The sequence below is a fragment of the Klebsiella sp. D5A genome (assembly GCF_001620885.1).
Taxonomy (GTDB): domain Bacteria; phylum Pseudomonadota; class Gammaproteobacteria; order Enterobacterales; family Enterobacteriaceae; genus Klebsiella; species Klebsiella variicola.
On record NZ_LOAR01000009.1, the window covers coordinates 209,131 to 234,009 of the forward strand.

Sequence of the window (24,879 nt, forward strand, 5' to 3'; positions counted from 1 at the left end):
GCTAAGCACTCCTTTTCTTATCCCTTTCGTTATCAATCCCACGAAAATCAGGCTTTGCAAGCGATTACGTAACACTACGTAACATATGTGACAAACCAAGCAGAAGCCGCTAACACAGAACTGACAGAGATCCAATCATGTTTACAGTAATGCAACCTTACCGTAAAATGCCCGTACACTTTAAACGCCACCAGATCCCGTGGAATTGAGGTCGTTCAATGAGACTCAGGAAATACAATAAAAGTTTGGGATGGATGTCATTAATCGCAAGTACTGTATTACTCAGTGGTTGTGATTCTGCACTCCTTGACCCAAAAGGACAGATTGGACTGGAGCAACGCTCTTTGATTCTGACGGCCTTCGGCCTGATGATGATTGTCGTTATTCCCGCCGTCTTGATGGCAGTAGGATTTGCCTGGAAGTATCGCGCGAGCAATAAAGATGCGAAGTATAGCCCGAACTGGTCACACTCCAACAAAGTGGAAGCTGTGGTCTGGACGGTACCTATTCTGATCATCCTGTTCCTGGCCGTTCTGACCTGGAAAACCACTCACGCACTGGAGCCAAGCAAACCGCTTGCCCACGACGAGAAACCAATCACCATCGAAGTCGTTTCGATGGACTGGAAATGGTTCTTTATCTATCCGGAACAGGGTATTGCTACCGTTAACGAAATCGCCTTCCCGGCGAACGTACCGGTACACTTCAAAGTGACCTCTAACTCGGTGATGAACTCGTTCTTCATTCCGCGCTTAGGTAGCCAGATTTACGCAATGGCCGGGATGCAGACTCAACTGCACCTCATTGCTGACGAAGCTGGTACTTATGACGGTATCTCCGCTAGCTACAGTGGCCCGGGCTTCTCAGGTATGAAGTTCAAAGCGATTGCTACTCCGGATCGTGCAACCTTCGATCAGTGGGTTGAAAAAGCCAAACAGTCGCCGAACTCCATGGACTCCATGGCCGCGTTCGATAAAGTGGCTGTGCCTAGCGAATACAACAAAGTGGAATACTTCTCTAACGTGAAGCCGGATCTGTTCAAAGATGTTGTGAACAAATTCATGTCTCACGAGAGCATGAACATGTCCAAACCTGAAGGCGAGCACGCTGCTCACGACGGGATGGAAGGCATGGACATGAGCCACGCGGAAACCGCTCACTAAGGGGCCGAGGAAGAAAACGATGTTCGGAAAACTTACACTGGATGCAGTGCCCTACCACGAACCCATTATCGTGGTTACGGTGGCTGCGATTATCATTGGGGGACTGGCGCTTCTGGCTGCCATCACTTACTTCGGTAAGTGGTCCTACCTGTGGAACGAGTGGCTGACTTCTGTCGACCACAAACGTCTCGGTATCATGTACGTTATCGTGGCAATCGTCATGCTGCTGCGTGGCTTTGCTGATGCCGTTATGATGCGTAGCCAGCAGGTGCTGGCCTCGGCCGGGGAAGCAGGCTTCCTGCCGCCTCATCACTACGATCAGATCTTTACCGCCCACGGCGTTATCATGATCTTCTTCGTGGCGATGCCGTTCGTTATCGGTCTGATGAACCTGGTGGTTCCGCTTCAGCTCGGCGCGCGCGACGTGGCCTTCCCGTTCCTCAACAACCTGAGCTTCTGGTTCACCGTTGTGGGCGTGATTCTGGTTAACCTGTCTCTGGGCGTCGGTGAGTTCGCGCAGACCGGTTGGCTGGCCTATCCGCCGCTGTCGGGAATTGAATACAGTCCTGGCGTAGGGGTCGATTACTGGATTTGGGCGCTGCAGCTCTCCGGTATCGGTACTACCCTGACCGGTATTAACTTCTTCGTGACCATTATCAAGATGCGCGCCCCGGGCATGACCATGTTCAAGATGCCGGTATTCTCCTGGGCATCTCTGTGCGCTAACATCCTGATTATCGCCTCTTTCCCAATTCTGACCGTCACCATCGCGCTGCTGACCCTGGATCGTTACCTGGGCACCCATTTCTTTACCAACGATATGGGTGGCAACATGATGATGTACATCAACCTGATTTGGGCCTGGGGTCACCCGGAAGTGTACATCCTGGTTCTGCCGGTGTTCGGGGTCTTCTCCGAAATCGCCGCGACCTTCTCGCGTAAGCGTCTGTTCGGTTACACCTCTCTGGTGTGGGCAACCGTCTGTATTACCGTTCTGTCGTTCATCGTTTGGCTGCACCACTTCTTCACCATGGGTGCTGGCGCGAACGTAAACGCCTTCTTCGGTATTACTACCATGATTATCGCGATCCCGACCGGGGTTAAGATCTTCAACTGGCTGTTCACCATGTATCAGGGTCGCATCGTCTTCAACTCAGCGATGATGTGGACTATCGGCTTTATCGTGACCTTCTCCGTCGGTGGGATGACTGGCGTGCTGCTGGCGGTACCGGGCGCGGACTTCGTTCTGCATAACAGCCTGTTCCTGATCGCGCACTTCCATAACGTTATCATCGGCGGCGTAGTATTCGGTTGCTTCGCAGGTCTGACCTACTGGTGGCCGAAAGCCTTTGGCTTCACCCTGAACGAAACCTGGGGCAAACGCGCTTTCTGGTTCTGGATCATCGGCTTCTTCGTGGCGTTTATGCCGCTGTACGTGCTGGGCTTCATGGGTATGACCCGTCGTCTGAGCCAGCAGATCGATCCGCAGTTCCACCCGATGCTGGTTGTTGCAGCTTGCGGTGCAGCGCTGATCGCCTGCGGTATCCTGTGCCAGCTGATTCAGTTCTACGTGTCTATTCGCGACCGCGATCAGAACCGTGACCTGACCGGTGACCCATGGGGTGGTCGTACGCTGGAGTGGGCAACTTCTTCTCCACCGCCGTTCTATAACTTCGCTATCGTTCCTCAGGTTCACGAGCGTGATGCCTTCTGGGAAATGAAAGAGAAAGGTGAAGCGTACAAACAGCCTGCTCACTATGAAGAAATTCATATGCCGAAAAACAGCGGCGCCGGCATCGTCATTGCCGCCTTCGCTACGGTATTTGGTTTCGCCATGATCTGGCATATCTGGTGGATGGCGATTGCCAGCTTCATCGGCATCGTAGCGACCTGGATTATTAAGAGCTTTGACGAGGACGTGGATTACTACGTACCGGTTGCAGAAGTCGAAAAACTGGAAAAACAGCATTTCGATGAGATTAACAAAGCAGGGCTGAAAAATGGCAACTGATACTCTTGCGCATACTGCCCACGCGCATGAACACGGGCACCATGATACAGGACCGATGAAGGTATTCGGTTTCTGGATCTACCTGATGAGCGACTGCATCATCTTCGCTACGCTGTTTGCTACCTATGCCGTTCTGGTGAACGGCACAGCCGGCGGACCGACGGGCAAAGATATTTTCGAACTGCCGTTCGTTCTGGTTGAAACCGCACTGCTGCTGTTCAGCTCCATCACCTACGGCATGGCGGCTATCGCCATGTACAAAAACAACAAGAGCCAGGTGGTTTCCTGGCTGGCGTTGACCTGGTTGTTTGGCGCTGGCTTTATCGGGATGGAAATCTATGAATTCCATCACCTGATCATGGAAGGCTTCGGTCCGGATCGTAGCGGTTTCCTGTCGGCGTTCTTCGCGCTGGTCGGCACCCACGGTCTGCACGTGACCTCTGGCCTTATCTGGATGGCGGTGCTGATGTTCCAGGTTTCACGTCGTGGCCTGACTAGCACTAACCGCACGCGTATCCTGTGCCTGAGCCTGTTCTGGCACTTCCTGGACGTCGTGTGGATCTGCGTGTTCTCGGTTGTCTATCTGATGGGGGCGATGTAATGAGTCATTCTACCGATCATAGCGGCGCTTCTCACGGCAGCGTGAAGAGCTACATGACAGGATTTATCCTGTCCATCATCCTGACGGTCATTCCGTTCGCCATGGTGATGAGTGGCTCCGCCTCGCATGCGGTTATCCTTGGCACCATTCTGGTGACCGCTGTGGTGCAGATCGTGGTACACCTCGTGTACTTCCTGCATATGAACAGCAAGTCCGATGAAGGCTGGAACCTGACCGCATTTATCTTCACCGTAATCATCATTGCGATCGTGGTTGTCGGCTCCATCTGGATTATGTGGAACCTGAACTACAACATGATGATGCACTAAGAGCGGCGAGTATGTTTAAGCAATACCTGCAAGTAACGAAACCAGGCATTATTTTTGGCAACCTGATCTCCGTGATCGGCGGTTTCCTGTTGGCCTCCAAAGGCCACATCGACTATCCGCTGTTCGTCTGGACGCTCCTTGGAGTATCCCTGGTGGTCGCCTCGGGTTGTGTATTCAACAACTACATCGACCGGGACATCGATCGTAAGATGGAACGGACGAAAAACCGGGTGCTGGTCAAAGGGCTGATCTCGCCAGAAGCTTCGCTGGTGTACGCCACCTTGCTGGGTATTGCTGGCTTCATGCTGCTGTGGTTCGGCGCAAATCCGCTGGCCTGCTGGCTGGGGGTGATGGGGTTCGTGGTTTATGTCGGCGTCTACAGCCTGTACATGAAACGCCACTCCGTCTATGGCACGCTGATTGGCTCACTCTCCGGCGCCGCGCCGCCGGTGATTGGCTACTGCGCGGTCACCGGTGATTTCGACAGCGGTGCGGCGATCCTGCTGGCTATCTTTAGCCTGTGGCAGATGCCTCACTCCTACGCCATCGCGATTTTCCGCTTTAAGGATTATCAGGCGGCGAACATTCCGGTGCTGCCGGTGGTGAAAGGCATTTCGGTCGCCAAAAACCATATTACGCTGTACATCGTTGCCTTTGCCGTGGCGACCCTGATGCTCTCGCTGGGCGGCTACGCCGGGTATAAATACCTGGTCGTGGCGGCAGCGGTCAGCGTCTGGTGGCTGGGCATGGCGCTGCGTGGCTATAAAGTGGCCGATGACAAAGTCTGGGCGCGTAAGCTGTTCGTCTTTTCCATCGTCGCCATCACCGCGCTGTCCGTGATGATGTCCGTTGACTTTATGGTGCCGGATTCACATAGTCTGCTGGCTTACGTGAGATAATCTCCCACTCCAGTGCGATATAAAGCCCCGTTTTTACGGGGCTTTTTCTTTTCTGCTTCCTCACCGCTTTCTTTCTCATTTCATACTCCCCTCCCCTCTTCCGGCCGTTTACGCTGCTCCCCCGCCAAAAAATGAGGAAAAAATGAGCTAATACACAGCGGACCAGACTCGCGCTGTGCACGACAGCAGTGCTACCTTTCGCACCGGGTTTACCCACCCATTTGGAAAATCATTACTACAAGGAATTGCAATGAAAGAGTTAACACTGAACGAAATGGAGTACATCTCCGGTGGCTTTAATCTGTTCGGCGCAGCCAGCGGCTTCGCCAGCTTTGTTGCCAACTCGGGCGTCGGCTTCACCTCTTTTGTTCTCACCTCCGGCAGCGCGTTTGCCTCCTTCGTCGGCGACAGCGCGATGGCGTTTGGTTCCTTCCTGACCGGGCAGTCAAACTGGGAAACCTTTGTGACCGCCGGCAAAGAAAACTGGGGAAGCTTTGTTAACACTGCCGGCAACAGCTGGAACACCTTCGTGGATAACGCTGCCAGCGACTGGAACAGCTTCCTGAACAACGCGTCGGCGTAAGCAACATCTTTGAGGGCAGCGCATCGGCTGCCCTGTTTAGCTCACCAGCATCGCCTGCGCGCTGTAGAGCAGATCGAGATGGTCGTGACATAACGCTTCCAGCGATGTGCGCGATTGATGGCTGGTCAGACTCAGCGCGCCCCACCAGGTTCCTTCCCTGTCAGTTAACGGCACCGCCAGCACCAGCATGCCAATCTCAAACTCCTGTTCAATGGTGGCATAACCCTGGCGCCGCACCTGGGCGATTTTCTCCATCAGCAACGCGACGTCGGTCACCGTATAGGGCGTGCGTTGTTCCCGGGTAATACGCTGCAGAACCGCCTCGCACTCAGCTTCCGGCAGCGAAGCCAGCCATAACCGTCCCCCGGCGGTACAGAAGATGGGCACCCGCTCCCCAAGCCGAACCGACGTGGAGTTAAACGGCGTATGCCGGCTGCGGGCGATATAGACCAGCTCATCTTCATCCACCACCCCTACCGAGGCGTGCTCCTCGGTCCGGCTGGCGATGTATTCGACAATCGGCCGCACCATGCGGGGAAACTGCGCCGAATCGACGTAGGCCTGACCAAGCCGCAGCGTCTTCGGGGTAAGCCAGTAATAACGCCCATCGGTTTGCAGATAGCGCTCATACAGCAGCGTCAGCAGAAAACGCCGCGCGGCGCTTTGCGTCAGGCCGCTCATTTTCGCCGCCTGGGCGACGGTGAGTTTTGGGCAGGTTTTGGAAAAAAGCTGGATTAACGCCAGCCCTTTTTGTAAACCGACGATCAGATCGCGTGGATGAATAGTGTTTTGCATATTCGCTCACATTTTTGCAACATCATTATCGATTTCCTGCGATTATCGCAGCGATCGTGCGATTAACAACCGACATGTCCGAATTCTGCGTTGTCGCTCCCAGCTTCCACTGAAATACTTTCACAACATTCATTTAACAAATGAGGTTTGAAATGGTCAGTGGAACTACCCAGGTTGTCGCCGTGATTGGTCATCCGATCGCCCAGGTCAAATCACCGGATAACTTCAACCGCTACTTTGCTGAACAGCACATGGACAGCGTCATGATCCCGGTGGATATCGCCCCGGACGCGGTAGTCGACTACCTCAACGCTCTGCGTGGCTGGCAGAACATGACCGGCGTGCTGGTGACGGTGCCGCATAAGCAGCGCGCCGCCGCGCTGGTCGACGAGCTCACCCCCCGCGCCCGCCGACTCAACGCCATCAATGTGATCCGCAAATTGGCGGATGGCCGTTTGCAGGGCGATATGCTGGACGGCGTCGGCTTTCAACTCGCCGCCGAGGCGCAGGGTTTTCAGCCGGCAGGTAAGCAGGCGCTGCTCTCCGGCTGCGGCGGCGTCGGCAGCGCCATCGCCTGGGGACTGTGCGAGGCGGGGATCCGTCAGCTGGCCCTGCACGATCAAAACCCGACCACCCGGCAACGCCTGCATGACCTTCTGGCTGAGGCCTTCCCGGCGGTACAACTGAGCGCGCTGCCGGACACCCTTCACGGCGTCGATCTATTGGTTAATGGCTCGCCGGCCGGCATGGCCGGATTTGATGAGCTGCCCCTGCCGCAGGCGCTGCTGGATACGCTCGACAGCGCCACCCACGTGGCTGATGTTGTCACCGCCCCGGTGATGACGCCGTTGCTCACTTTCGCCGCCGCCCGCGGCTGCCGGGTGCAGACCGGGCCGGAAATGGCGCTGGCGCAGATGACGCTGATGGGCCAGTTTATCGGCGCCATCCCGCCGGCGCAGGGAGCGGCAGCATGAAGAGCTGGGATGTGATCGTCATCGGCAGCGGCGCCGCTGGCTTTGCCGCCGCGGTCACCGCCAGCTGCAAAGGGCTGTCGGTGCTGATGCTGGAGAAAGCCGGCCAGTTCGGCGGCACCTCGGCTATCTCCGGTGGCGCCGTGTGGCTGCACGATACCGATCAGGCGCGTGCGGCGGGTAAAAGCGGCAGCGCCGAGGCGATGAAAACCTACCTGCGGACCATTATCGGCGAGAGCCAGTACCGTGAAGATCTCGCCGAAGCGTTTGTTAGCGCCGGGCGTGAGGCGCTGGCCTTTCTCGAGCGCGAGGGGGCGGTGAAATATAGCCTGCGCCCGCTCTCCCCTGATTACTATCCGGATGAACCCGGCGCGGTCGACGTCGGTCGTGCGCTGGAGGTGGTGGAGTATGACGGTCGTGAACTGGGGGACGCGTTTCGCGACCTGCGTTCACCGCCGCCGGGGATGTTGCTGTTTGGTGGGATGATGGTCAACCGCGTCGACATTCAACATTTTCTCGACATGCGGCGCTCGCTACGCTCCCTGGCCCATTGCACCCGGCTGCTGCTGCGCTACGCCCGCGACCGGGTGAAGTACCCTCGCGGCACCCGCCTGGCGATGGGCAATGCGCTGATTGCCCGCATGGCGACAACGGCGCTGCGTAAAGGCATGAACCTGCGGCTGAATGTCAATGTTCTGGCGCTGTGCGAAGCGCAAGGCGCGGTCCACGGGGTGGAGATTGAGTATCAGGGGCAAAGAGAGACGCTGCACGCCCGCCGCGGGGTGGTGCTGGCCGCAGGCGGCTTTGCCGCGGGCGCGCTGGCGGCGCGCTATCGGCCACACACCCGCGAACACTTCACCATGTCGCCGCCGGCCAACGATGGCGCCGCGCTGCATCTCGCGGCGGCGCTTAACGCTCGCGAGGGAGCCGATCAGGCCTCCAACTTTTTCTGGGCGCCAGTATCGGTGCTGACCCGGGCCGACGGCAGCGAGGAGCGCTTCCCCCATCTGGTAACCGACCGGGCCAAACCGGGCGTGATTGCCGTCAATCAGCGGGCGGTACGCTTCGTCAACGAGTCTAACTCCTATCACCATTTCGCCAGCGCGATGCAGCGTGCTACGGAAAATGCCCCCTGCTTTTTACTCTGCGACGCCCAGGCGATGAAGCGTTACGGCCTCGGGCTGGCACGCCCGGCGCCGGTCAATAATGACGCCCTGATCGCCGCCGGCTATCTGTACAAAGCCGACACCCTGGAGACGCTGGCGCAACAGCTTGGTCTGGATGCCCAAACGCTGAGCGAGACGGTTGCCCGCTACAACCGCGACGCCGCGCAGGGCGTGGATCGGGAATTTGCTAAAGGCGGCAACAGCTATAACCGGGCGATGGGCGATCCGGGTCATCAGCCTGACGCCTGTAACGCCCCCCTGCTCAGCGCGCCGTTCTATGCCATCAAACTCTATACCGGCGATCTGGGGACGTCGCGGGGCCTGGTCACCACCGCCGATGCACAGGTCGTCAACGTGGAAGGAAAACCCATCGCGGGGCTGTACGCGGTGGGAAATGACATGGATTCGCTGATGGCCGGCACCTACCCGGGTCCCGGCATCACCCTCGGCCCGGGGCTGACGTTTGGCTACCTCGCCGCCTGCCATCTGGCACAACACTCCCCCCACTAATCAGGAAAACATCATGATCTACGAAAAACGCACGTACACCATCAATCCGTTGAAAATGGCCGACTGGCTGGCGCTGTACCAAAGCGATGCCCTGGCGGTGCAGACCGACCATCTCGGCAAACTGATCGGTTTCTTTTTTACCGAGATCGGCGTGGTCAATCAGGTGGTGCACATCTGGGCTTATGAAAGCCTGGACGATCGCCTGGTGCGCCGCGCGCGAATGGCGCAGGACGAACGCTGGCAGACCTTTTCGCGGAAAAATCGCGAACTGGCCGCCGTTGAACGCCTGGAGTCGGTGCTGATGCGCCCCACCGCTTTTTCACCATTGCAGTAAGGAGTCCATCATGAGCAGGCCTGTGAAGATGGATGTGCTGGTGGTCGGCTCCGGCGCGGCGGGACTCTCTGCCGCGGTCACCGCGGCCATGCACGGCGCCAGCGTCATGGTGGCGGAGAAAGCGTCAGTACTCGGCGGGACCAGCGCCTGGTCCGGCGGCTGGCTGTGGATCCCCCGCAACCCGCTGGCGCGGGCGGAGGGCATCGACGAAGCGGCTGACGCCCCGCTGACCTATCTGCAGCATGAGATGGGGGGCGAAGCCGCCGACGTTCGCCTGCAGACCTTCCTGCGCCACGGGCCGGAGATGGTGGATTTTTTTCATCACAGGACGGCAGTGCAGTTTCTCTCAGGCAGTGCCATGCCGGACTTTCACGCGTCGCCGGGTGCGGCGAGCGGTGGGCGGTCGGTCACCGCTCAGCCCTACGATGGCCGTCAGCTCGGCGACTGGCTCCACCGACTGCGTCCGCCGCTGGAGACCATCAGCCTTGCCGGGATGGGCATCGCCGGCGGCGCGGATATGGCGCATTTTTTCAATGCCACCCGCTCGCCGCGCTCCGCGCTGTATGCCGTCCGCCGCCTGCTGCGCCACGGCTGGCAGCGGCTGCGCGCCGGACGAGGGCAGCATCTGGTCAATGGCAATGCGCTGATCGCCCGTCTGCTGCGATCCGCCCTCGACGCCGGAGTGCGTTTTCAGCTCAATGCCCCGGTGGTCCGGCTGCTGCAGGGTCCGCAGGGCGTGTCCGGCGCGGTGCTGCGCAGCGACGGTGGGGAGATTCACGTCGAAGCAGGGGCCGTGGTGCTGGCCTGCGGCGGTTTTCCCCACGATCGGCAGCGGCTGGCGCAGGTGGTGCCCCACGCGGCGGAGGGTTACGGCCATTTTTCCGCCGCACCGCCGGACAATCAGGGCGAGGGGATCAGGCTTGGCGAATCCGTCGGCGGCCAGTTCGACACCCGCCTGCGCCACCCGCTGGCCTGGGCGCCGGTGTCCCGCGTCACCCTGGCCAGCGGCCAGCAGCTGATGTTTCCCCACCTGGTGGAACGCGCCAAGCCCGGGGTGATCGCTGTCCTGCCCAACGGCAAACGCTTTGTTAACGAGGCAGACTCTTATCATGACTTTATCGCCGCCCTGCTGGCGGCCACCCCCGCGGGCGACACGCCGCAGGCCTGGCTGCTGGCCGATCGTCGCGCGCTGCGTCGCTACGGTCTGGGTCATGCCAGACCGTTCCCGTTCACCCCCACCGCCTGGCTGCGTACCGGTTACCTGCTACGGGGAAACACGCTGGGGGAGCTGGCGAAGCAGTGCGCCATCGACGCTTATTCGCTGGCGGAAACCGTTGAACGCTTTAACCACTTCGCCAGCACTGGCGAAGACGTCGATTTTCACCGCGGGGCATCAGCCTATAACCGCGCCCAGGGTGACCATCAGGTGACGCTCGGACCGCTGCGCGAAGGGCCGTTCTACGCGGTGCGCATTCTGCCCGGCTCGCTGGGCACCTTCAGCGGATTGCAAACCGACGAACACGCCCGGGTGCTGGATGGACAGCAGCAGCCGATACCGGGCCTGTTTGCCATCGGCAACGACATGTCGAGCGTGATGCGCGGCTATTACCCCAGCGGAGGGATAACCCTCGGACCCGCCATGACCTTCGGCTATCTGGTGGGTAAAAATCTGGCGGAAAACGCAATAAAAACAAAGCAATAAACGACCAGGGACGGCAATACCCATAACTATCTTCACCTGCAACTGTACCGGAGCCCTTTATGAACATGCGTACCCTATCGCTCGCCGCGCTGACCCTGCTCGATGTCCCTCCCCCCGAACAGGTGCGGATAGCGGCCAGAACCGGTTTTACCCACGTTGGTCTGCGGCTGCTCCCCGCCACACCGGCCGACCCGGACTACGACATGCTGGGTGATACCCCCGCCGTCCGCGCGACGCTGTCTGCGCTGATGGAAACCGGCATCCGCGTCTCAGACGTGGAGATCGTCCGCCTGACCCCCGGGTTTACCCTCGACGATCGGCTGCAGCGGTTTATGGAGACTGCGGCGCGTCTTGGCGCCGGACAGGTGTTAGTCGCCGGCAATGACGACAACCTTCAGCGCAGCGCCGACAACCTGGCTATCCTCGCCGCGGCCGGTCGCCCCTATGGGCTGACCATGAACCTTGAGCCGATGCCCTGGACCCAACTGCGCACTATCGCCGATGCGCAGGCGATGATCGCCGCCAGCGGGCGGGAGGATATCGGCATCCTGGTGGACGCCCTTCATTTCTGGCGCGCGGGAGAATCGCTCGCCGCCCTCTCCAGCCTGCCCGCACATCATCTCAACTATATGCAGCTCTGCGATGGCGCGGCGCAGAGGCCGGAGAGCGAACAGGAACTCATCCGCCAGGCCCGCTCGGCGCGCAACGTGCCAGGGGAAGGCGGTCTGGATCTGCACGGTCTAATGTCGGCCCTGCCGGCAACGCTGCCGGTCTCCCTCGAAGTGCCGCTCGACGGCGAGCAGGGCGCCTTGCCGCCGCTCCAGCGGGCGCAATTACTGTTCAATGCCGCGCAGCCCTACCTGCGCTCCTGCGCATAAGGAATACGCTATGACACAGACTCAACGCCTGGATGTCAGAGAGTTAATAAACCGTAACCCGCTGAGCCGCTTTCAAAAGCAGATCATTTTTCTCGGTTTTTGCGTTATCGCTCTCGATGGTTTTGATATCGCGATCATGGGGTTTATCGCCCCGACGCTAAAGCTGGAATGGGGGGTAAGCAACCACCAGCTAGGCGTGGTGATCAGCGCCGCGCTGATCGGCCTCGCGCTGGGCGCGATTTTCTCTGGCCCGCTCGCCGACTGGCTGGGGCGCAAGAAAATCATTATCAATAGCGTCTTTTTCTTCGGCTTCTGGACCATCGCCACCGCCTTCTCGCACAACATTGAACAGATGATGTTTTTCCGCTTTATGACCGGCCTGGGGTTGGGCGCCGCGATGCCGAACATCGGGACGCTGGTGTCGGAGTACGCCCCGGAACGCCAGCGTTCATTTATTATTACCGTCATCTTTTGCGGCTTCACCTTCGGCGCGGCGGCAGGAGGATTCTCAGCATCGTGGCTGATCCCGCAGTTTGGCTGGCACTCGCTGATGGCGCTCGGCGGCATTCTGCCGCTGCTGTTTGCCCCGCTGCTTATCTGGCTGCTGCCGGAGTCGGTTCGTTTTCTGGTGATCAAACAAGCGCCCGCCGCACGCATTCGCGCCATTCTTAACCGTCTCTATCCCGGACAAATCAGCGACAACGTGACGTTTACCCTGCCGGCGCAGCCGGCGGCCGGCAACGCGATGCGCATTGTGCTCTCCCGCCAGTACGGCTTCGGCTCACTGATGCTATGGCTGGTCTACTTTATGGGGCTGTTCCTGGTCTATATCCTCGGTAGCTGGCTGCCAACGCTGGTTAAAGCGGTGGGAATGACCGTTAGCCAGGCGGCCATCATGACAGCGATCTACCAGGCGGGCGGCACCCTCGGCTCGCTGTTTGCCGGCTGGCTGATGGACAGGATCAACCCTCATCGCGCGCTGGGGATGATCTACGCCGTTGGCGGCCTGTTCACCATGGCGATGGGCTACGCCGCGGGCAGCTTTGCCTTGCTCTGTATGCTGGCGTTTATCAGCGGCGCCTGTCTGAACGGCGCTAATACCGGTATGAACGCCCTCTCCGCCCGCTACTATCCTACGCAGGCGCGGGCGACGGGATCCAGCTGGATGCATGGCGTCGGGCGCATCGGCGCCATTCTCAGCGCCTTTGCCGGTGCCGAGATGATGGCGCTCAACCTGCCCTTTGAAAGCGTCTTTTTGATCCTCGGTATCCCGGCAGCCCTCACCGTCGCAGGTCTGGCGGCGAAAGGCATCTTTGCGGCCGGTAATCCTCCCGCCGCTTTACCTTCCCCCGCGTCTGTGCGCGGAGCGTCATAGCGGCATCGGCTCCCCGGTGCAATCGGCGGATTGCACCGGCTCAGCGGCTAAAAAGAAAATTTATTTCATATTTGGTCGGAACGAAAAACACCCGCAAGAATCTGCTCTGCTCCGGGAGGCGATAAGCCCTCGCTCATCTTTTCAACGCAGCCCAAAAGAAACTTTCGCTAATTCGATCCCCCTCGCATATATGGAAAATAAATTCCACAATGCAATTGAAACAGAACAAACATTTCCTTAAGTTAAGGTCAGTCTATCCGGATGCGCGTTGCCGCAGGCGTCGGCATTGAGCGCCTCAGAGTGCGAATGATTTCAAAAAGGAGAGCACCATGTTAAACGGCCTGAAACCCTTATCCCGCTCCCTGCGTTGGGGCATGGTCGGCGGCGGGGGAACCAGTCAAATCGGCTACAGCCACCGCTGTGCGGCGCTGCGTGACAATGTTTATACCCTGCTGGCCGGCGCGCTTGACGTCGATGCCGAGCGCGGACGCGCGTTCGGCGAGCAACTGGGCATCGCGCCGGAGCGCTGCTACGCCGACTACCAGACCCTGTTTCGTGAAGAGGCGCAGCGCCCTGACGGCATCGAGGTCGTCTCGGTCACCACCCCGAACAATACCCATTTCGCCATCACCAAAGCGGCGCTGGAAGCGGGCCTCCACGTCATCTGTGAAAAGCCCCTCTGCTTTAGCGCCGAAGAAGCACGCGAGCTGGTGGACCTGAGCAAAAAACAGAACAAAATCGTCGGCGTCACCTACGGCTATGCCGGCTATCAGATGATCCAGCAGGCGCGGCAGATGATTGCCGATGGACTGCTCGGCGAGATCCGCATCGTCAATATGCAGTTCGCCCACGGCTTTCATAACCAGGCCGTCGAGCTGCAGGCTGAATCCACCCGCTGGCGCGTGACGCCGAAGTTTGCCGGGCCCAGCTATGTGTTGGGCGATCTGGCCACCCATCCGCTGTTTGTCGCCGAAACCATGGCGCCGCAGCTCAATATCAAACGGCTGATGTGCTCCCGCCAGAGCTTTGTCCCCTCCCGCGCGCCGCTGGAAGATAACGCCTTTGTCCTGATGGAATATGACAACGGCGCGGTTGGCTCGATGTGGACCAGCGCGGTCAACAGCGGCGCCATGCACTCGCAAAAAGTGCGTATCGTCGGCGAAAAAGCGAGTATCGAATGGTGGGATGAGCATCCTAACCAGCTCAGCTATGAGGTGCAGGGCGAGCCGGCGCGCATTCTGGAGCGCGGGATGCCCTACCTGTCGCCGAACGCGCTGGCGGATGACCGCATCGGCGGCGGCCATCCGGAAGGGCTATTCGAAGCCTGGGCCAACCTCTATCGCCGCTATGCGCAGGCGATTGACGCCACGGACCGTGACGATCGCGCTTTCCTGCAAGACTTCTGGTATCCGGACGTTGAAGCCGGGCTGCACGGCGTCTATTGGGTCGAACAGTGCGTCAAATCGGCTGACGCTGGCAGCCAGTGGGTTGACTTTACTTTACCTTAATTTTTCCCCTCGCCAGTGGAGTCCCCCTCCACTGGTTTATTGATTTTTACCAACTTGTCTCATCGCGCAACAGCCCCGTAATATCTGTTAAACAAACATTTATTTACGCTTCTTACCCCCCGCCGCTACACTAGGCGCAGTTTTTATATTGAGGTGGTAATGAACGATAACAAAATGACGCCAGGGGAACTGCGCGCGACCTGGGGTTTGGGGACGGTATTCTCCCTGCGCATGCTTGGCATGTTTATGGTCCTGCCGGTTCTGACCACGTATGGCATGGCGTTGCAGGGCGCCAGTGAAGCGCTGATTGGCCTGGCGATCGGTATCTACGGCCTGGCGCAGGCGATTTTCCAAATCCCCTTCGGACTGTTATCTGACCGTATTGGCCGTAAGCCGCTGATCGTCGGCGGCCTGCTCATCTTTGTACTCGGCAGCGTCATCGCCGCGCTCACCGACTCTATCTGGGGCATCATTCTTGGCCGCGCCCTGCAGGGCTCCGGCGCCATCGCCGCCGCGGTCATGGCTTTGCTATCCGATCTCACTCGCGAACAGAACCGCACCAAAGCGATGGCCTTTATCGGCGTCAGCTTTGGCGTCACCTTCGCCATCGCCATGGTGCTGGGGCCGATTGTCACCCACCAGCTGGGTCTGCACGCGCTGTTCTGGATGATCGCCATTCTGGCGACCATCGGCATCCTGCTCACCCTGTGGGTGGTGCCCAACAGCCATAACCACGTGCTCAACCGCGAATCCGGGATGGTGAAGGGCTGCTTTAGCAAAGTACTGGTGGAACCACGCCTGCTGAAGCTCAACTTTGGCATCATGTGCCTGCACATCATGCTGATGTCGACCTTTGTCGCGCTGCCCGGCCAACTGGAGGCTGCTGGCTTTCCGGCCGCCGAGCACTGGAAGATTTACCTGGTCACCATGGTTATCTCGTTCATCTCGGTGGTGCCGTTTATCATCTATGCCGAAGTGAAGCGCAAAATGAAGCGCGTCTTCCTGCTCTGCGTCGCCATCCTGCTGATTGCGGAAATTGTCCTCTGGGGCGCTGGAGGCTACTTCTGGGAACTGGTGGCGGGCGTCCAGCTCTTCTTCCTGGCGTTTAACCTGCTGGAAGCGCTGCTGCCATCGTTAATTAGCAAGGAGTCGCCGGCGGGCTATAAAGGCACCGCAATGGGCGTCTACTCCACCAGCCAGTTCCTCGGCGTGGCGATTGGCGGCGCGCTTGGCGGCTGGGTCGATGGTTTCTTTGATTCGCAAACCGTGTTCTTGCTGGGCGCCCTGCTGGCAATGCTGTGGCTGCTGGTGGCCAGTACCATGAGCGAGCCGCCGTACGTCAGCAGCCTGCGGGTGGAGGTGCCGGATGGCGTGGTGGTCGACAGCGCGCTACAGACGCGTCTGCTGAACGCCAACGGGGTTCATCAGGCGCTGGTGGTACCTGAGGAGCGCTCGGTGTATATCAAAATCGACAGCAAGGTCACCAACCGCTTCGAGATCGAGCAGCTCATCAAAGGGGTATAAAAAAACCGGGGAATTCCCCGCTTTTTGCTGTCTGCCGCCGCGTTAGTCGCGGAAGTTTTTGAACTGGAACGGCTGCCCCAGATCGCCGCCGCGCACCAGCGCCATCACCGACTGCAGATCGTCGCGGGACTTACCGGTCACGCGGATCTCTTCGCCCTGAATCTGCGCCTGCACTTTCAGCTTGCTGTCTTTGATCAGTTTGACGATCTTCTTCTGCACCGCGCTTTCAATGCCCTGCTTCAGCTTCGCTTCAACAAACCAGGTTTTACCGCTGTGCACGATATCTTCCGGCACGTCGAGGGAGGTACCTTCAATGCCGCGCTTAAGCAGCTTAGCGCGCAGGATATCCAGCAGCTGGTTCACCTGGAAGTCAGACTCACTCAGCACCTTAATGGTTTTGTTGGCGTCGTTTAATTCAAAAGTGGCTTCAACGCCACGAAAATCAAAACGCGACTCGACTTCGCGGCTCGCGTTGTCCACCGCGTTACGGGCTTCCTGAAGATCAACTTCAGAGACAATATCGAAAGATGGCATCTTTTCCTCTCCTTCCGTTTCTTTTGCGTTGCATAATACCTGCAACGCGGCATAACTCAACTTGTTATCCCGGAAGCTTAGCTGATTACGCAACGCTCGCGCTATTTCCCCGTGCTGCCCGACGACGCCGAATCCCCCTTTCCGTCCGACAATGCGAAAAGCGACGAGATAGACTTTAGCCATCAGCGCCTGGGGTAGTGGCAGATGAGGAGGAACAATGAAAGTAACCGTACTGGGATGCGGTGCACTGGGACAACTATGGCTGACCGCGTTGTGCAAACAGGGACATGAAGTCCAGGGCTGGCTACGCGTACCGCAGCCATTCTGTAGCGTCAATGTCATTGAAACCGACGGCTCGGTGTTCAACGAGTCACTGACGGCCAACGACCCCGATTTTCTCGCCAGCAGCGAGCTGCTGATCGTCACCTTAAAGGCCTGGCAGGTGTCGAATGCGGTGAAGCACCTGGCCGGGATCCTGCCGGTCACTACGCCAATTGTGCTGGTGCATAACGGCATGGGCACCGTCGAGGAGCTGCGCGGCGTGAAACAGCCTTTGCTGCTGGCCTCCACCACCCAGGCAGCGCGTCGCGACGGGAATGTGATCATCCACGTCGCCCAGGGCACCACCCATATCGGTCCGGCGAAAAGCTACGAGGAGGACTACAGCTATCTCGCGGAAGTCCTGCAAAGCGTACTGCCGGATGTCGCCTGGCACAACCATATCTACTCGGCCACCTGGCGCAAGCTGGCGGTAAACTGCGTCATTAATCCTCTGACCGCCCTCAAAGGATGTAAAAACGGCGATTTGCGCCACTATCCGCAGGAGGTTGCCGCCATTTGCCAGGAAGTGGCGGCGGTGATGGAGCGCGAAGGTATTCATACCTCGGCGGAAAACCTGCTATTTTATGTCGAACAGGTGATTGAAAGTACGGCAGAAAATATCTCATCCATGCTGCAGGACATCCGCGCCCAGCGGCACACGGAGATCGACTATATCACCGGTTTTCTGCTCAACCGCGCCCGCGCCCACGGCGTTGCCGTACCGGAAAACGCCCGCTTATTTGAATTGATCAAGCGTAAGGAGAATGAATATGAGCGCGTCGGCACTGATTTGCCTCGCCCCTGGTAGCGAAGAGACCGAAGCGGTCACCACTATCGATCTGCTGGTCCGCGGCGGAGTGAAGGTAACCACCGCCAGCGTCGCCAGCGACGGCGGCCTGACCATCGTCTGCTCGCGCGGCGTCAAACTGCTGGCGGATGCGCCGCTGGTCGAGGTGGCCGATGGTGATTTCGATATCATCGTCCTCCCGGGCGGCATCAAGGGCGCAGAGTGCTTCCGCGACAGCCCGCTGTTGGTGGAAACCGTCCGACAGTTCCACCTCTCAGGCCGCATTGTGGCCGCCATCTGCGCCGCCCCGGCGACCGTGCTGGTGCCCCATCAGCTGTTCCCAATCGGTAACATGACCGGTTTTCCGGCGCTGAAGGAACATATCCCCGCCGATCAGTGGCAGGATAAACGGGTGGTCTGGGATCCACGGGTGAATCTGTTAACCAGCCAGGGACCGGGGACATCGATTGATTTCGCCCTGAAAATGATTGACCTGTTGGTGGGTCGCGAGAAAGCGTATGAGGTCGCCTCGCAGCTGGTAATGGCCGCCGGCATCTATAATTACTACGAAGCCTGATAGCCGGTCCGCGCCGCGGACTGGCTCCCCTTTTCCTGAGGAGTCGTAGCATGTCCCGTAGCGCATCCGATTCTCGCGATCTTGTCATCAGCCGCCTGCTCAGCGCGCCAGCCTCTGCCCTGTGGCGCGCGTGGGCCGACCCGGCATTACTCAAAACCTGGTGGTGCCCGAAGCCCTGGTCTACTGAGGTGCTGGCCTTTGATTTTCGCTCTGGCGGGGCTTTTCACACCGTGATGCACGGCCCTGACGGTGAACGCAGCGATAACCCTGGCTGTTTTCTTGCGGTCATCCCGCAACAAAAAATCGTCATGACCTCGATGCTGACGGCGGATTATCGTCCTGCCGTGTCCCCTTTTGCCATGACGGCCATCATCACCTTTGCCGACGAAAAAGACGGATGTCGCTATACGGCCACGGTGCTGCATGCGGATGATGAAACTCGCGAGCAGCATGAGCAGATGGGATTTTTTGAGGGCTGGAATATCGTCATCGATCAGCTGAATGACCTGGCGATGACCCTGCGCTAATGCGCTGGCCCGGAGATGACAAAAGGCCTTCCATCGGGGAAGGCCTTTTTCAATATGGATGGCAACCCGTTACGGGCGATAAACTTTCACGTTGCTGAAGCCCTGCTCGCGCAGATAGAGCGCCTGCAGACGGCTCATCACCCCGCGCTCGCACCACAGCAGCCAGGTTTTGCTCTGATCAAGATCGCCAAATTTGGTGCTCAGCTTGTAGAACGGCAGCGAAACGACCTCAACGCCCTCGACCTTCAGCGGCTTGTCTTCCTGCTCGTCAATGGAGCGGATGTCGAGGATCGCGTCGTTAGCGCCAAAGCCGGTCACGGTTTCCACTTCAACCACGGCGGCTTCCGTCTGCTGGGCAATATCGCGAATGTCGATATTGCTCGCCTCTTCCACCACTTTATCGAGGATGCTGAAATCGAAGTGTTCTTCTTCCGCTTCAATCTTCGCCTTCACCGCCTTCACGGTCGGGCTCTTCGAGATCACGCCGCAGTATTCCGGCATGGTGCGGGCGAAATCTTCCGTGCCGATCTCACGCGCCAGGTCGATGATGTGCTCTTTATCGTGCGAAATCAGCGGACGCAGGATCAGAGTATCGGAAACGTTGTCGATCAGGCGCAGGTTAGTGAGGGTCTGACTGGAAACCTGGCCCAGCGCTTCGCCGGTGACCAGCGCCTGCACGCCGTAGCGTTCCGCGACTTTTGACGCGGCGCGGACCATCATGCGCTTGAGCACGACACCCATCTGACCATCGTCCACTTTTTCAAGGATTTCACCGACCACGGGCTCAAAGTTAATCGCCACAAAGCGAACGCGGTGCGAGCTGCCGAAGCGGTTCCACAGGTAATGCGCGACCTGGCGAACGCCAATCTCGTGGGCGGCGCCGCCAAGGTTAAAGAAGCAGTAGTGCACGCGGCAGCCGCGGCGCATCAGCATATAGCTGGAAACGCCGGAGTCAAAGCCGCCGGAGATCAGCGACAGCACATCTTCCTGGGTGCCGATCGGGAAGCCGCCGATGCCTTCATAGCGGCCTTTCACCAGCAGCAGGCGATCGTTTTCAATCTCGAGATTGACGGTGACGTCCGGGTCGGTCAGCTTCACGCGCGCCGTTTCAATATGCTGATTCAGACCGCCGCCGACGTAGCGTTCCACCTCAATGGAGGTGAATTCATGTTTGCCGCGACGCTTCACACGCACGCAGAAGGTCTTGCCTTCCAGCGCCTCGCGCCACAGCGGCAGCGTCTTTTCAAAAATATCGTGCAGCGAGGTGAACGGTACGTCTTCGACTTCCAGAATATGGTGGATGCCGGGGATACGGGTCAGCGCATCGCGAATAGCCGGGCGCTGATTTTCATCTTTCGCGCGAACTTCGATATGATCCCAATGACGGACGACGGCCAGCGTCTCGTCATAGTTTTTGAGAACGTTACGAATGTTCCCGGTTAAGATTTTAATGAAGCGCAACCGCACAGATTGGCTTTTGATGGTGATTTCCGGGAACAATTTAATGATAAACTTCATGGCGACAATAGTTCGTTGGCAAGCCCGACGGGGCTATAAGCAAAAGTTGTAAAGCAGCGCACACCGGTGCCTGCATCCTGGGCGCGGAGTATATCACCATTGCGCGTTATTTGCTTACACGCGTGACTTCGTTACCATACCCGGTATTGCCGTCGCGACATAACAAGAGTCTACATTCACTATGCCAAAGAAAAATGAGGCCCCGGCCAGCTTTGAAACTGCTCTGGGCGAACTGGAGCAGATCGTTAACCGTCTGGAAAGCGGCGATTTGCCGTTAGAGGAAGCGCTAAGCGAATTTGAGCGCGGCGTACAGCTGGCGCGCCAGGGGCAAAGTCAGCTGCAGAAGGCCGAACAGCGCGTGCAGATCCTGCTGGCGGATAGTGAAGATTCCCCGACCACGCCTTTTACGCCGGACGCTGAATAAAATGGATTTCCCGCAACAATTGCAGGCCTGTGTGGAACAGGCTAATGGGGCATTGCGCCGTTTTATCGCGCCGCAGCCCTTTCAGAACACTCCGCTGGTGGAAGCGATGCATTATGGCGCACTCTTAGGCGGTAAACGCCTGCGCCCCTTCCTTGTCTATGCCACCGGCGCGATGTTCGGCGTCAGCCGCACCACGCTCGATGCCCCCGCCGCGGCGGTCGAATGTATTCATGCTTATTCCCTGATGCATGATGATTTGCCGGCGATGGATGATGACGATCTGCGTCGCGGACTGCCGACTTGTCATATTAAATTTGGCGAAGCCAACGCAATTCTTGCGGGAGATGCCCTGCAAACGCTGGCGTTCTCTATACTGAGTGATGCGCCGATGGCCGACGTCTCTGATCGGGACCGGCTGGCGATGGTCTCCGAACTGGCGCAGGCCAGCGGCGTGGCGGGTATGTGCGGCGGCCAGGCGCTGGATCTGGAGGCGGAAGGACAGCAGGTGGATCTGCAGGCGCTGGAGCGTATCCATCGCCACAAAACGGGGGCGTTGATCCGCGCCGCCGTCCGGATGGGGGCGCTGAGCGCCGGCGAACGCGGCCGCGCTGCCCTGCCCGCGCTGGATCGCTATGCGGAAAATATCGGTCTTGCCTTCCAGGTCCAGGATGACATTCTCGACGTGGTAGGGGATACTGCGACCCTTGGCAAACGTCAGGGTGCCGACCAGCAATTGGGTAAAAGCACCTATCCCGCCCTCCTGGGTCTTGAGCAAGCCCGGAAGAAAGCGCACGACCTGATCGCTGATGCCCGCCGGTCGTTAGATGAGCTGGCCGCACAATCTCTGGATACTTCGGCACTGGAAGCGCTCGCGAATTACATTATTCAGCGCGATAAATAAACAATAAATGAGTCTCTGATGAGTTTTGATATTGCCAAATACCCGACCCTGGCGCTGGTAGATTCCACCCAGGAGTTGCGCCTGTTGCCAAAAGAGAGCCTGCCGAAGCTGTGTGATGAGCTGCGGCGCTATCTGCTGGACAGCGTCAGCCGCTCCAGCGGTCACTTTGCCTCTGGCCTCGGCACGGTGGAACTGACCGTGGCGCTGCACTACGTGTATAACACGCCGTTCGATCGCCTGATCTGGGACGTCGGCCATCAGGCCTACCCGCATAAAATTCTGACCGGCCGCCGGGACAAAATCGGCACCATTCGCCAGAAAGGCGGCCTGCACCCCTTCCCGTGGCGCGGTGAAAGCGAGTATGACGTGCTGAGCGTCGGCCACTCCTCGACCTCCATTTCAGCCGGTATCGGGGTGGCTATCGCCGCCGCGAAAGAGGATAAGCAGCGGCGCGCAGTGTGCGTGATTGGCGACGGGGCGATCACCGCCGGCATGGCGTTTGAAGCGATGAACCACGCCGGGGATATCAAACCCGACCTGCTGGTGGTGCTGAATGACAATGAAATGTCGATTTCCGAGAACGTTGGCGCGCTGAACAATCATCTGGCGCAGCTGCTCTCCGGCAAGCTCTACTCCACCCTGCGCGAAGGGGGTAAAAAGGTCTTCTCCGGGGTGCCGCCGATTAAAGAGCTGCTTAAACGAACCGAAGAACATATCAAAGGGATGGTGGTGCCGGGCACGCTGTTTGAAGAGCTGGGCTTTAACTACATCGGGCCGGTCGATGGCCACGATGTGCTCGGTCTGGTCAGCACGCTGAAGAACATGCGCGACCTGAAAGGCCCGCAGTTCCTGCATATTATGACCAAAAAGGGCCGCGGCTATGAGCCTGCCGAGAAAGACCCGATCACCTTCCATGCGGTGCCAAAATTCGACCATACCAGCGGCGTACTGCCCAAAAGCAGCGGCGGTCTCCCTTCCTACTCGAAAATCTTCGGCGACTGGCTGTGCGAAACGGCGGCCAAAGACAGCAAGCTGATGGCGATCACGCCGGCGATGCGCGAAGGTTCAGGGATGGTGGAGTTTTCGAAGAAATTCCCCGATCAGTACTTTGACGTCGCCATCGCCGAGCAGCATGCGGTCACCTTCGCCGCCGGGCTGGCGATTGGCGACTACAAGCCGGTGGTGGCGATCTACTCCACCTTCCTGCAGCGAGCCTACGATCAGGTGATCCACGATGTGGCTATCCAGAAGCTGCCGGTGCTGTTTGCTATCGACCGCGCCGGGATTGTCGGCGCAGACGGCCAGACGCATCAGGGAGCGTTCGATCTCTCCTTCCTGCGCTGTATTCCGGATATGGTGGTGATGACCCCGAGCGATGAAAATGAATGTCGCCAGATGCTGCATACCGGCTACCATTACAGCGACGGCCCCTGCGCCGTGCGCTATCCGCGCGGTAGCGGCACCGGCGCGACGCTCGAGCCGCTGGCATCGCTGCCGATCGGCAAAGGGATGGTGAAACGTCAGGGCGAGAAAATAGCGATCCTCAACTTTGGCACCCTGCTGCCGGAAGCCGCGGCGGTAGCGGATAAACTCAACGCGACCCTCGTGGATATGCGCTTTGTGAAGCCGCTGGATACGGCGCTGATCCTGCAGCTGGCCGGCGAACACGACGCGCTGGTGACGCTGGAAGAGAACGCCATCATGGGCGGCGCCGGCAGCGGCGTGAACGAAGTGCTGATGGCCCATCGCCGGGCGGTACCGGTGCTCAATATTGGCCTGCCGGATTATTTTATTCCTCAGGGCACTCAGGAAGAGATCCGCGCCGACCTCGGCCTTGATGCCGCCGGTATTGAAGCCAAAATCCGCGACTGGCTGGCATAATTGCCCCTTCCGCTCCTGCTATGCTTAAGGGATACCCTTGATGAATAGCAGGAGCGCACTATGCACTATATCCTCCTCGGTGATACTGCCTTACGGGTTTCCCGACTCTGCCTCGGCTGCATGACCTTCGGCGAGCCGGACCGCGGCAGACACGCCTGGACGCTTCCGGAAGAGAGCAGCCGCCCGCTTATCCAGCACGCTATTGAAGGCGGCATCAACTTCTTCGATACCGCAAACAGCTACTCCGACGGCAGCAGTGAAGAGATCGTTGGCCGCGCCCTGCGCGACTTTGCCCGCCGTGATGAGGTGGTTGTCGCCACCAAAGTGTATCACCAGGTCGGCGATCTGGCGGAAGGGCTTTCCCGGGCGCAGATCCTGCGCTCCATCGACGACAGCCTGCGCCGTCTTGGGATGGACTATGTCGACCTGCTGCAGATCCACCGCTGGGACTATACCACCCCGATTGAAGAGACCCTCGAAGCGCTGGACGAGGTGGTGAAAGCCGGCAAAGCGCGCTATATCGGCGCCTCGTCCATGCATGCCCGACAATTTGCCCAGGCGCTGACGCTCCAGCAGCAGAACGGCTGGGCGCGCTTTGTCACCATGCAGGATCACTACAATCTGATTTACCGGGAAGAAGAGAATGAGATGCTGCCACTGTGTCAGCACAACGGCGTGGCGGTGATCCCGTGGAGCCCGCTGGCGCGCGGCAGACTGACCCGCCCCTGGGGAGAGACCACCGCCCGGCTGGTTTCGGATGAGTTCGGCAAAACGCTGTACAGCGCCAGCGAAGAAAACGACGCGCAGATCGCCGGGAATCTCGCGGACGTGGCGGAAGAACTCGACGCCAGCCGCGCCCAGGTCGCCCTCGCCTGGCTGTTAAGTAAACCTGGCGTTGCCGCGCCGATTATCGGTCCCTCGCGTCAGGAACAGCTCGACGACCTGCTGCAGGCGGTGGATTTGACGCTTTCTCCGGAACAGATCGACAAGCTGGAGGCGCCGTATCAGCCGCATCCGGTGGTGGGATTTAAGTAACAGGTGTGGTCTCCCCGGCAGCATG

The 24,879-nt window shown here is 58.9% G+C and carries 24 protein-coding genes; 21 read left to right on the forward strand and 3 right to left on the reverse strand.

Going from position 1 to position 24,879, the window contains the following annotated elements; all coding sequences use genetic code 11:
* The first annotated feature begins 218 nt into the window (after positions 1–218).
* The 6 genes from cyoA (at position 219) to AS136_RS15270 (ending at position 5,586) form a co-directional block, all read left to right on the forward strand.
* A complete protein-coding gene (gene cyoA, locus AS136_RS15245; RefSeq protein WP_008805398.1) occupies positions 219–1,163 on the forward strand; it encodes a cytochrome o ubiquinol oxidase subunit II in 945 nt (314 codons plus the stop codon).
* A 19-nt stretch (positions 1,164–1,182) separates the two neighbouring features.
* Positions 1,183–3,174 (forward strand): cytochrome o ubiquinol oxidase subunit I, encoded by a 1,992-nt coding sequence (cyoB, locus tag AS136_RS15250; protein WP_012542690.1) that lies wholly within the window; start codon positions 1,183–1,185, stop codon positions 3,172–3,174.
* Positions 3,164–3,775: a cytochrome o ubiquinol oxidase subunit III gene (locus AS136_RS15255; RefSeq protein ID WP_002891635.1), complete on the forward strand. Its 612-nt coding sequence runs from the start codon at positions 3,164–3,166 to the stop codon at positions 3,773–3,775. Before cyoB ends, AS136_RS15255 begins: the two co-directional genes overlap by 11 nt.
* A complete protein-coding gene (locus AS136_RS15260) occupies positions 3,775–4,104 on the forward strand; it encodes a cytochrome o ubiquinol oxidase subunit IV (RefSeq protein WP_002891634.1) in 330 nt (109 codons plus the stop codon). The genes AS136_RS15255 and AS136_RS15260 overlap by 1 nt, the downstream gene beginning before the upstream one ends.
* Positions 4,105–4,115: 11 nt before the next feature.
* On the forward strand, positions 4,116–5,003 hold the full coding sequence (gene cyoE / locus AS136_RS15265; protein WP_002891629.1) for a heme o synthase: 888 nt from the start codon (positions 4,116–4,118) through the stop codon (positions 5,001–5,003).
* 250 nt (positions 5,004–5,253) lie between these two features.
* Entirely contained in the window at positions 5,254–5,586 is a 333-nt protein-coding gene (locus AS136_RS15270; RefSeq protein ID WP_023322144.1) for a hypothetical protein, read from the forward strand.
* A 36-nt stretch (positions 5,587–5,622) separates the two neighbouring features.
* On the opposite strand, the gene AS136_RS15275 is transcribed toward AS136_RS15270, so the two are convergent.
* On the reverse strand, positions 5,623–6,381 hold the full coding sequence (locus tag AS136_RS15275; protein ID WP_063266834.1) for an IclR family transcriptional regulator domain-containing protein: 759 nt from the start codon (positions 6,379–6,381) through the stop codon (positions 5,623–5,625).
* A gap of 152 nt (positions 6,382–6,533) precedes the next feature.
* On the opposite strand from AS136_RS15275, the gene AS136_RS15280 reads away from it, so the two are divergent.
* The 8 genes from AS136_RS15280 to AS136_RS15315 all read left to right on the forward strand — a co-directional run bounded on the left by AS136_RS15280 (position 6,534) and on the right by AS136_RS15315 (position 16,349).
* Positions 6,534–7,355, forward strand: coding sequence for a shikimate dehydrogenase family protein (locus AS136_RS15280; RefSeq protein WP_012542692.1), 822 nt, complete (start codon positions 6,534–6,536; stop codon positions 7,353–7,355).
* Positions 7,352–9,028: an FAD-dependent oxidoreductase gene (locus AS136_RS15285; protein ID WP_023322143.1), complete on the forward strand. Its 1,677-nt coding sequence runs from the start codon at positions 7,352–7,354 to the stop codon at positions 9,026–9,028. Before AS136_RS15280 ends, AS136_RS15285 begins: the two co-directional genes overlap by 4 nt.
* Before the next feature lie 13 nt (positions 9,029–9,041).
* On the forward strand, positions 9,042–9,362 hold the full coding sequence (locus AS136_RS15290) for an NIPSNAP family protein (RefSeq protein ID WP_004204812.1): 321 nt from the start codon (positions 9,042–9,044) through the stop codon (positions 9,360–9,362).
* 10 nt (positions 9,363–9,372) lie between these two features.
* The gene (locus tag AS136_RS15295) at positions 9,373–11,064 is read left to right on the forward strand and encodes an FAD-dependent oxidoreductase (protein ID WP_023322142.1); all 1,692 of its coding nucleotides are present in this window, start codon (positions 9,373–9,375) and stop codon (positions 11,062–11,064) included.
* A 59-nt stretch (positions 11,065–11,123) separates the two neighbouring features.
* Positions 11,124–11,942, forward strand: coding sequence for a sugar phosphate isomerase/epimerase family protein (locus tag AS136_RS15300; RefSeq protein ID WP_008805390.1), 819 nt, complete (start codon positions 11,124–11,126; stop codon positions 11,940–11,942).
* A 10-nt stretch (positions 11,943–11,952) separates the two neighbouring features.
* On the forward strand, positions 11,953–13,317 hold the full coding sequence (locus AS136_RS15305; RefSeq protein WP_023322141.1) for an MFS transporter: 1,365 nt from the start codon (positions 11,953–11,955) through the stop codon (positions 13,315–13,317).
* A gap of 329 nt (positions 13,318–13,646) precedes the next feature.
* Positions 13,647–14,825: a Gfo/Idh/MocA family protein gene (locus AS136_RS15310; protein WP_008805388.1), complete on the forward strand. Its 1,179-nt coding sequence runs from the start codon at positions 13,647–13,649 to the stop codon at positions 14,823–14,825.
* Between the two features lie 159 nt (positions 14,826–14,984).
* Entirely contained in the window at positions 14,985–16,349 is a 1,365-nt protein-coding gene (locus tag AS136_RS15315) for an MFS transporter (RefSeq protein WP_012542696.1), read from the forward strand.
* Between the two features lie 42 nt (positions 16,350–16,391).
* Here the strand turns inward: AS136_RS15315 and AS136_RS15320 are convergent, their stop codons facing one another.
* Positions 16,392–16,883 (reverse strand): YajQ family cyclic di-GMP-binding protein, encoded by a 492-nt coding sequence (locus AS136_RS15320; protein ID WP_002891465.1) that lies wholly within the window; start codon positions 16,881–16,883, stop codon positions 16,392–16,394.
* Positions 16,884–17,100: 217 nt separating this feature from the next.
* Here AS136_RS15320 and panE point away from each other — a divergent pair, with 217 nt between their 5' ends.
* From panE to AS136_RS15335, 3 genes are read left to right on the forward strand one after another with little or no spacing between them, the layout of a single operon-like run.
* Positions 17,101–18,012 (forward strand): 2-dehydropantoate 2-reductase, encoded by a 912-nt coding sequence (gene panE / locus AS136_RS15325; protein ID WP_008805385.1) that lies wholly within the window; start codon positions 17,101–17,103, stop codon positions 18,010–18,012.
* The gene (yajL, locus tag AS136_RS15330) at positions 17,975–18,568 is read left to right on the forward strand and encodes a protein deglycase YajL (RefSeq protein WP_008805384.1); all 594 of its coding nucleotides are present in this window, start codon (positions 17,975–17,977) and stop codon (positions 18,566–18,568) included. Before panE ends, yajL begins: the two co-directional genes overlap by 38 nt.
* A gap of 50 nt (positions 18,569–18,618) precedes the next feature.
* Positions 18,619–19,095 carry an SRPBCC family protein gene (locus tag AS136_RS15335; protein ID WP_022066303.1) on the forward strand — a complete coding sequence of 159 codons (477 nt, stop codon included), beginning with the start codon at positions 18,619–18,621 and terminating at the stop codon, positions 19,093–19,095.
* A gap of 69 nt (positions 19,096–19,164) precedes the next feature.
* Here the strand turns inward: AS136_RS15335 and thiI are convergent, their stop codons facing one another.
* On the reverse strand, positions 19,165–20,613 hold the full coding sequence (gene thiI, locus AS136_RS15340) for a tRNA uracil 4-sulfurtransferase ThiI (protein ID WP_008805382.1): 1,449 nt from the start codon (positions 20,611–20,613) through the stop codon (positions 19,165–19,167).
* Between the two features lie 181 nt (positions 20,614–20,794).
* Between thiI and xseB the strand changes: the two genes are divergently transcribed.
* The 4 genes from xseB to AS136_RS15360 are packed head-to-tail and all read left to right on the forward strand — an operon-like array spanning position 20,795 to position 24,854.
* Positions 20,795–21,037 carry an exodeoxyribonuclease VII small subunit gene (gene xseB / locus AS136_RS15345; protein WP_002891398.1) on the forward strand — a complete coding sequence of 81 codons (243 nt, stop codon included), beginning with the start codon at positions 20,795–20,797 and terminating at the stop codon, positions 21,035–21,037.
* A 1-nt stretch (position 21,038) separates the two neighbouring features.
* Complete coding sequence (gene ispA, locus AS136_RS15350) at positions 21,039–21,938, forward strand: (2E,6E)-farnesyl diphosphate synthase (RefSeq protein WP_008805381.1); 900 nt, start codon at positions 21,039–21,041, stop codon at positions 21,936–21,938.
* A gap of 18 nt (positions 21,939–21,956) precedes the next feature.
* A complete protein-coding gene (dxs, locus tag AS136_RS15355) occupies positions 21,957–23,819 on the forward strand; it encodes a 1-deoxy-D-xylulose-5-phosphate synthase (protein WP_008805380.1) in 1,863 nt (620 codons plus the stop codon).
* Between the two features lie 60 nt (positions 23,820–23,879).
* On the forward strand, positions 23,880–24,854 hold the full coding sequence (locus tag AS136_RS15360) for an aldo/keto reductase (protein ID WP_023322140.1): 975 nt from the start codon (positions 23,880–23,882) through the stop codon (positions 24,852–24,854).
* Positions 24,855–24,879: the final 25 nt, after the last annotated feature.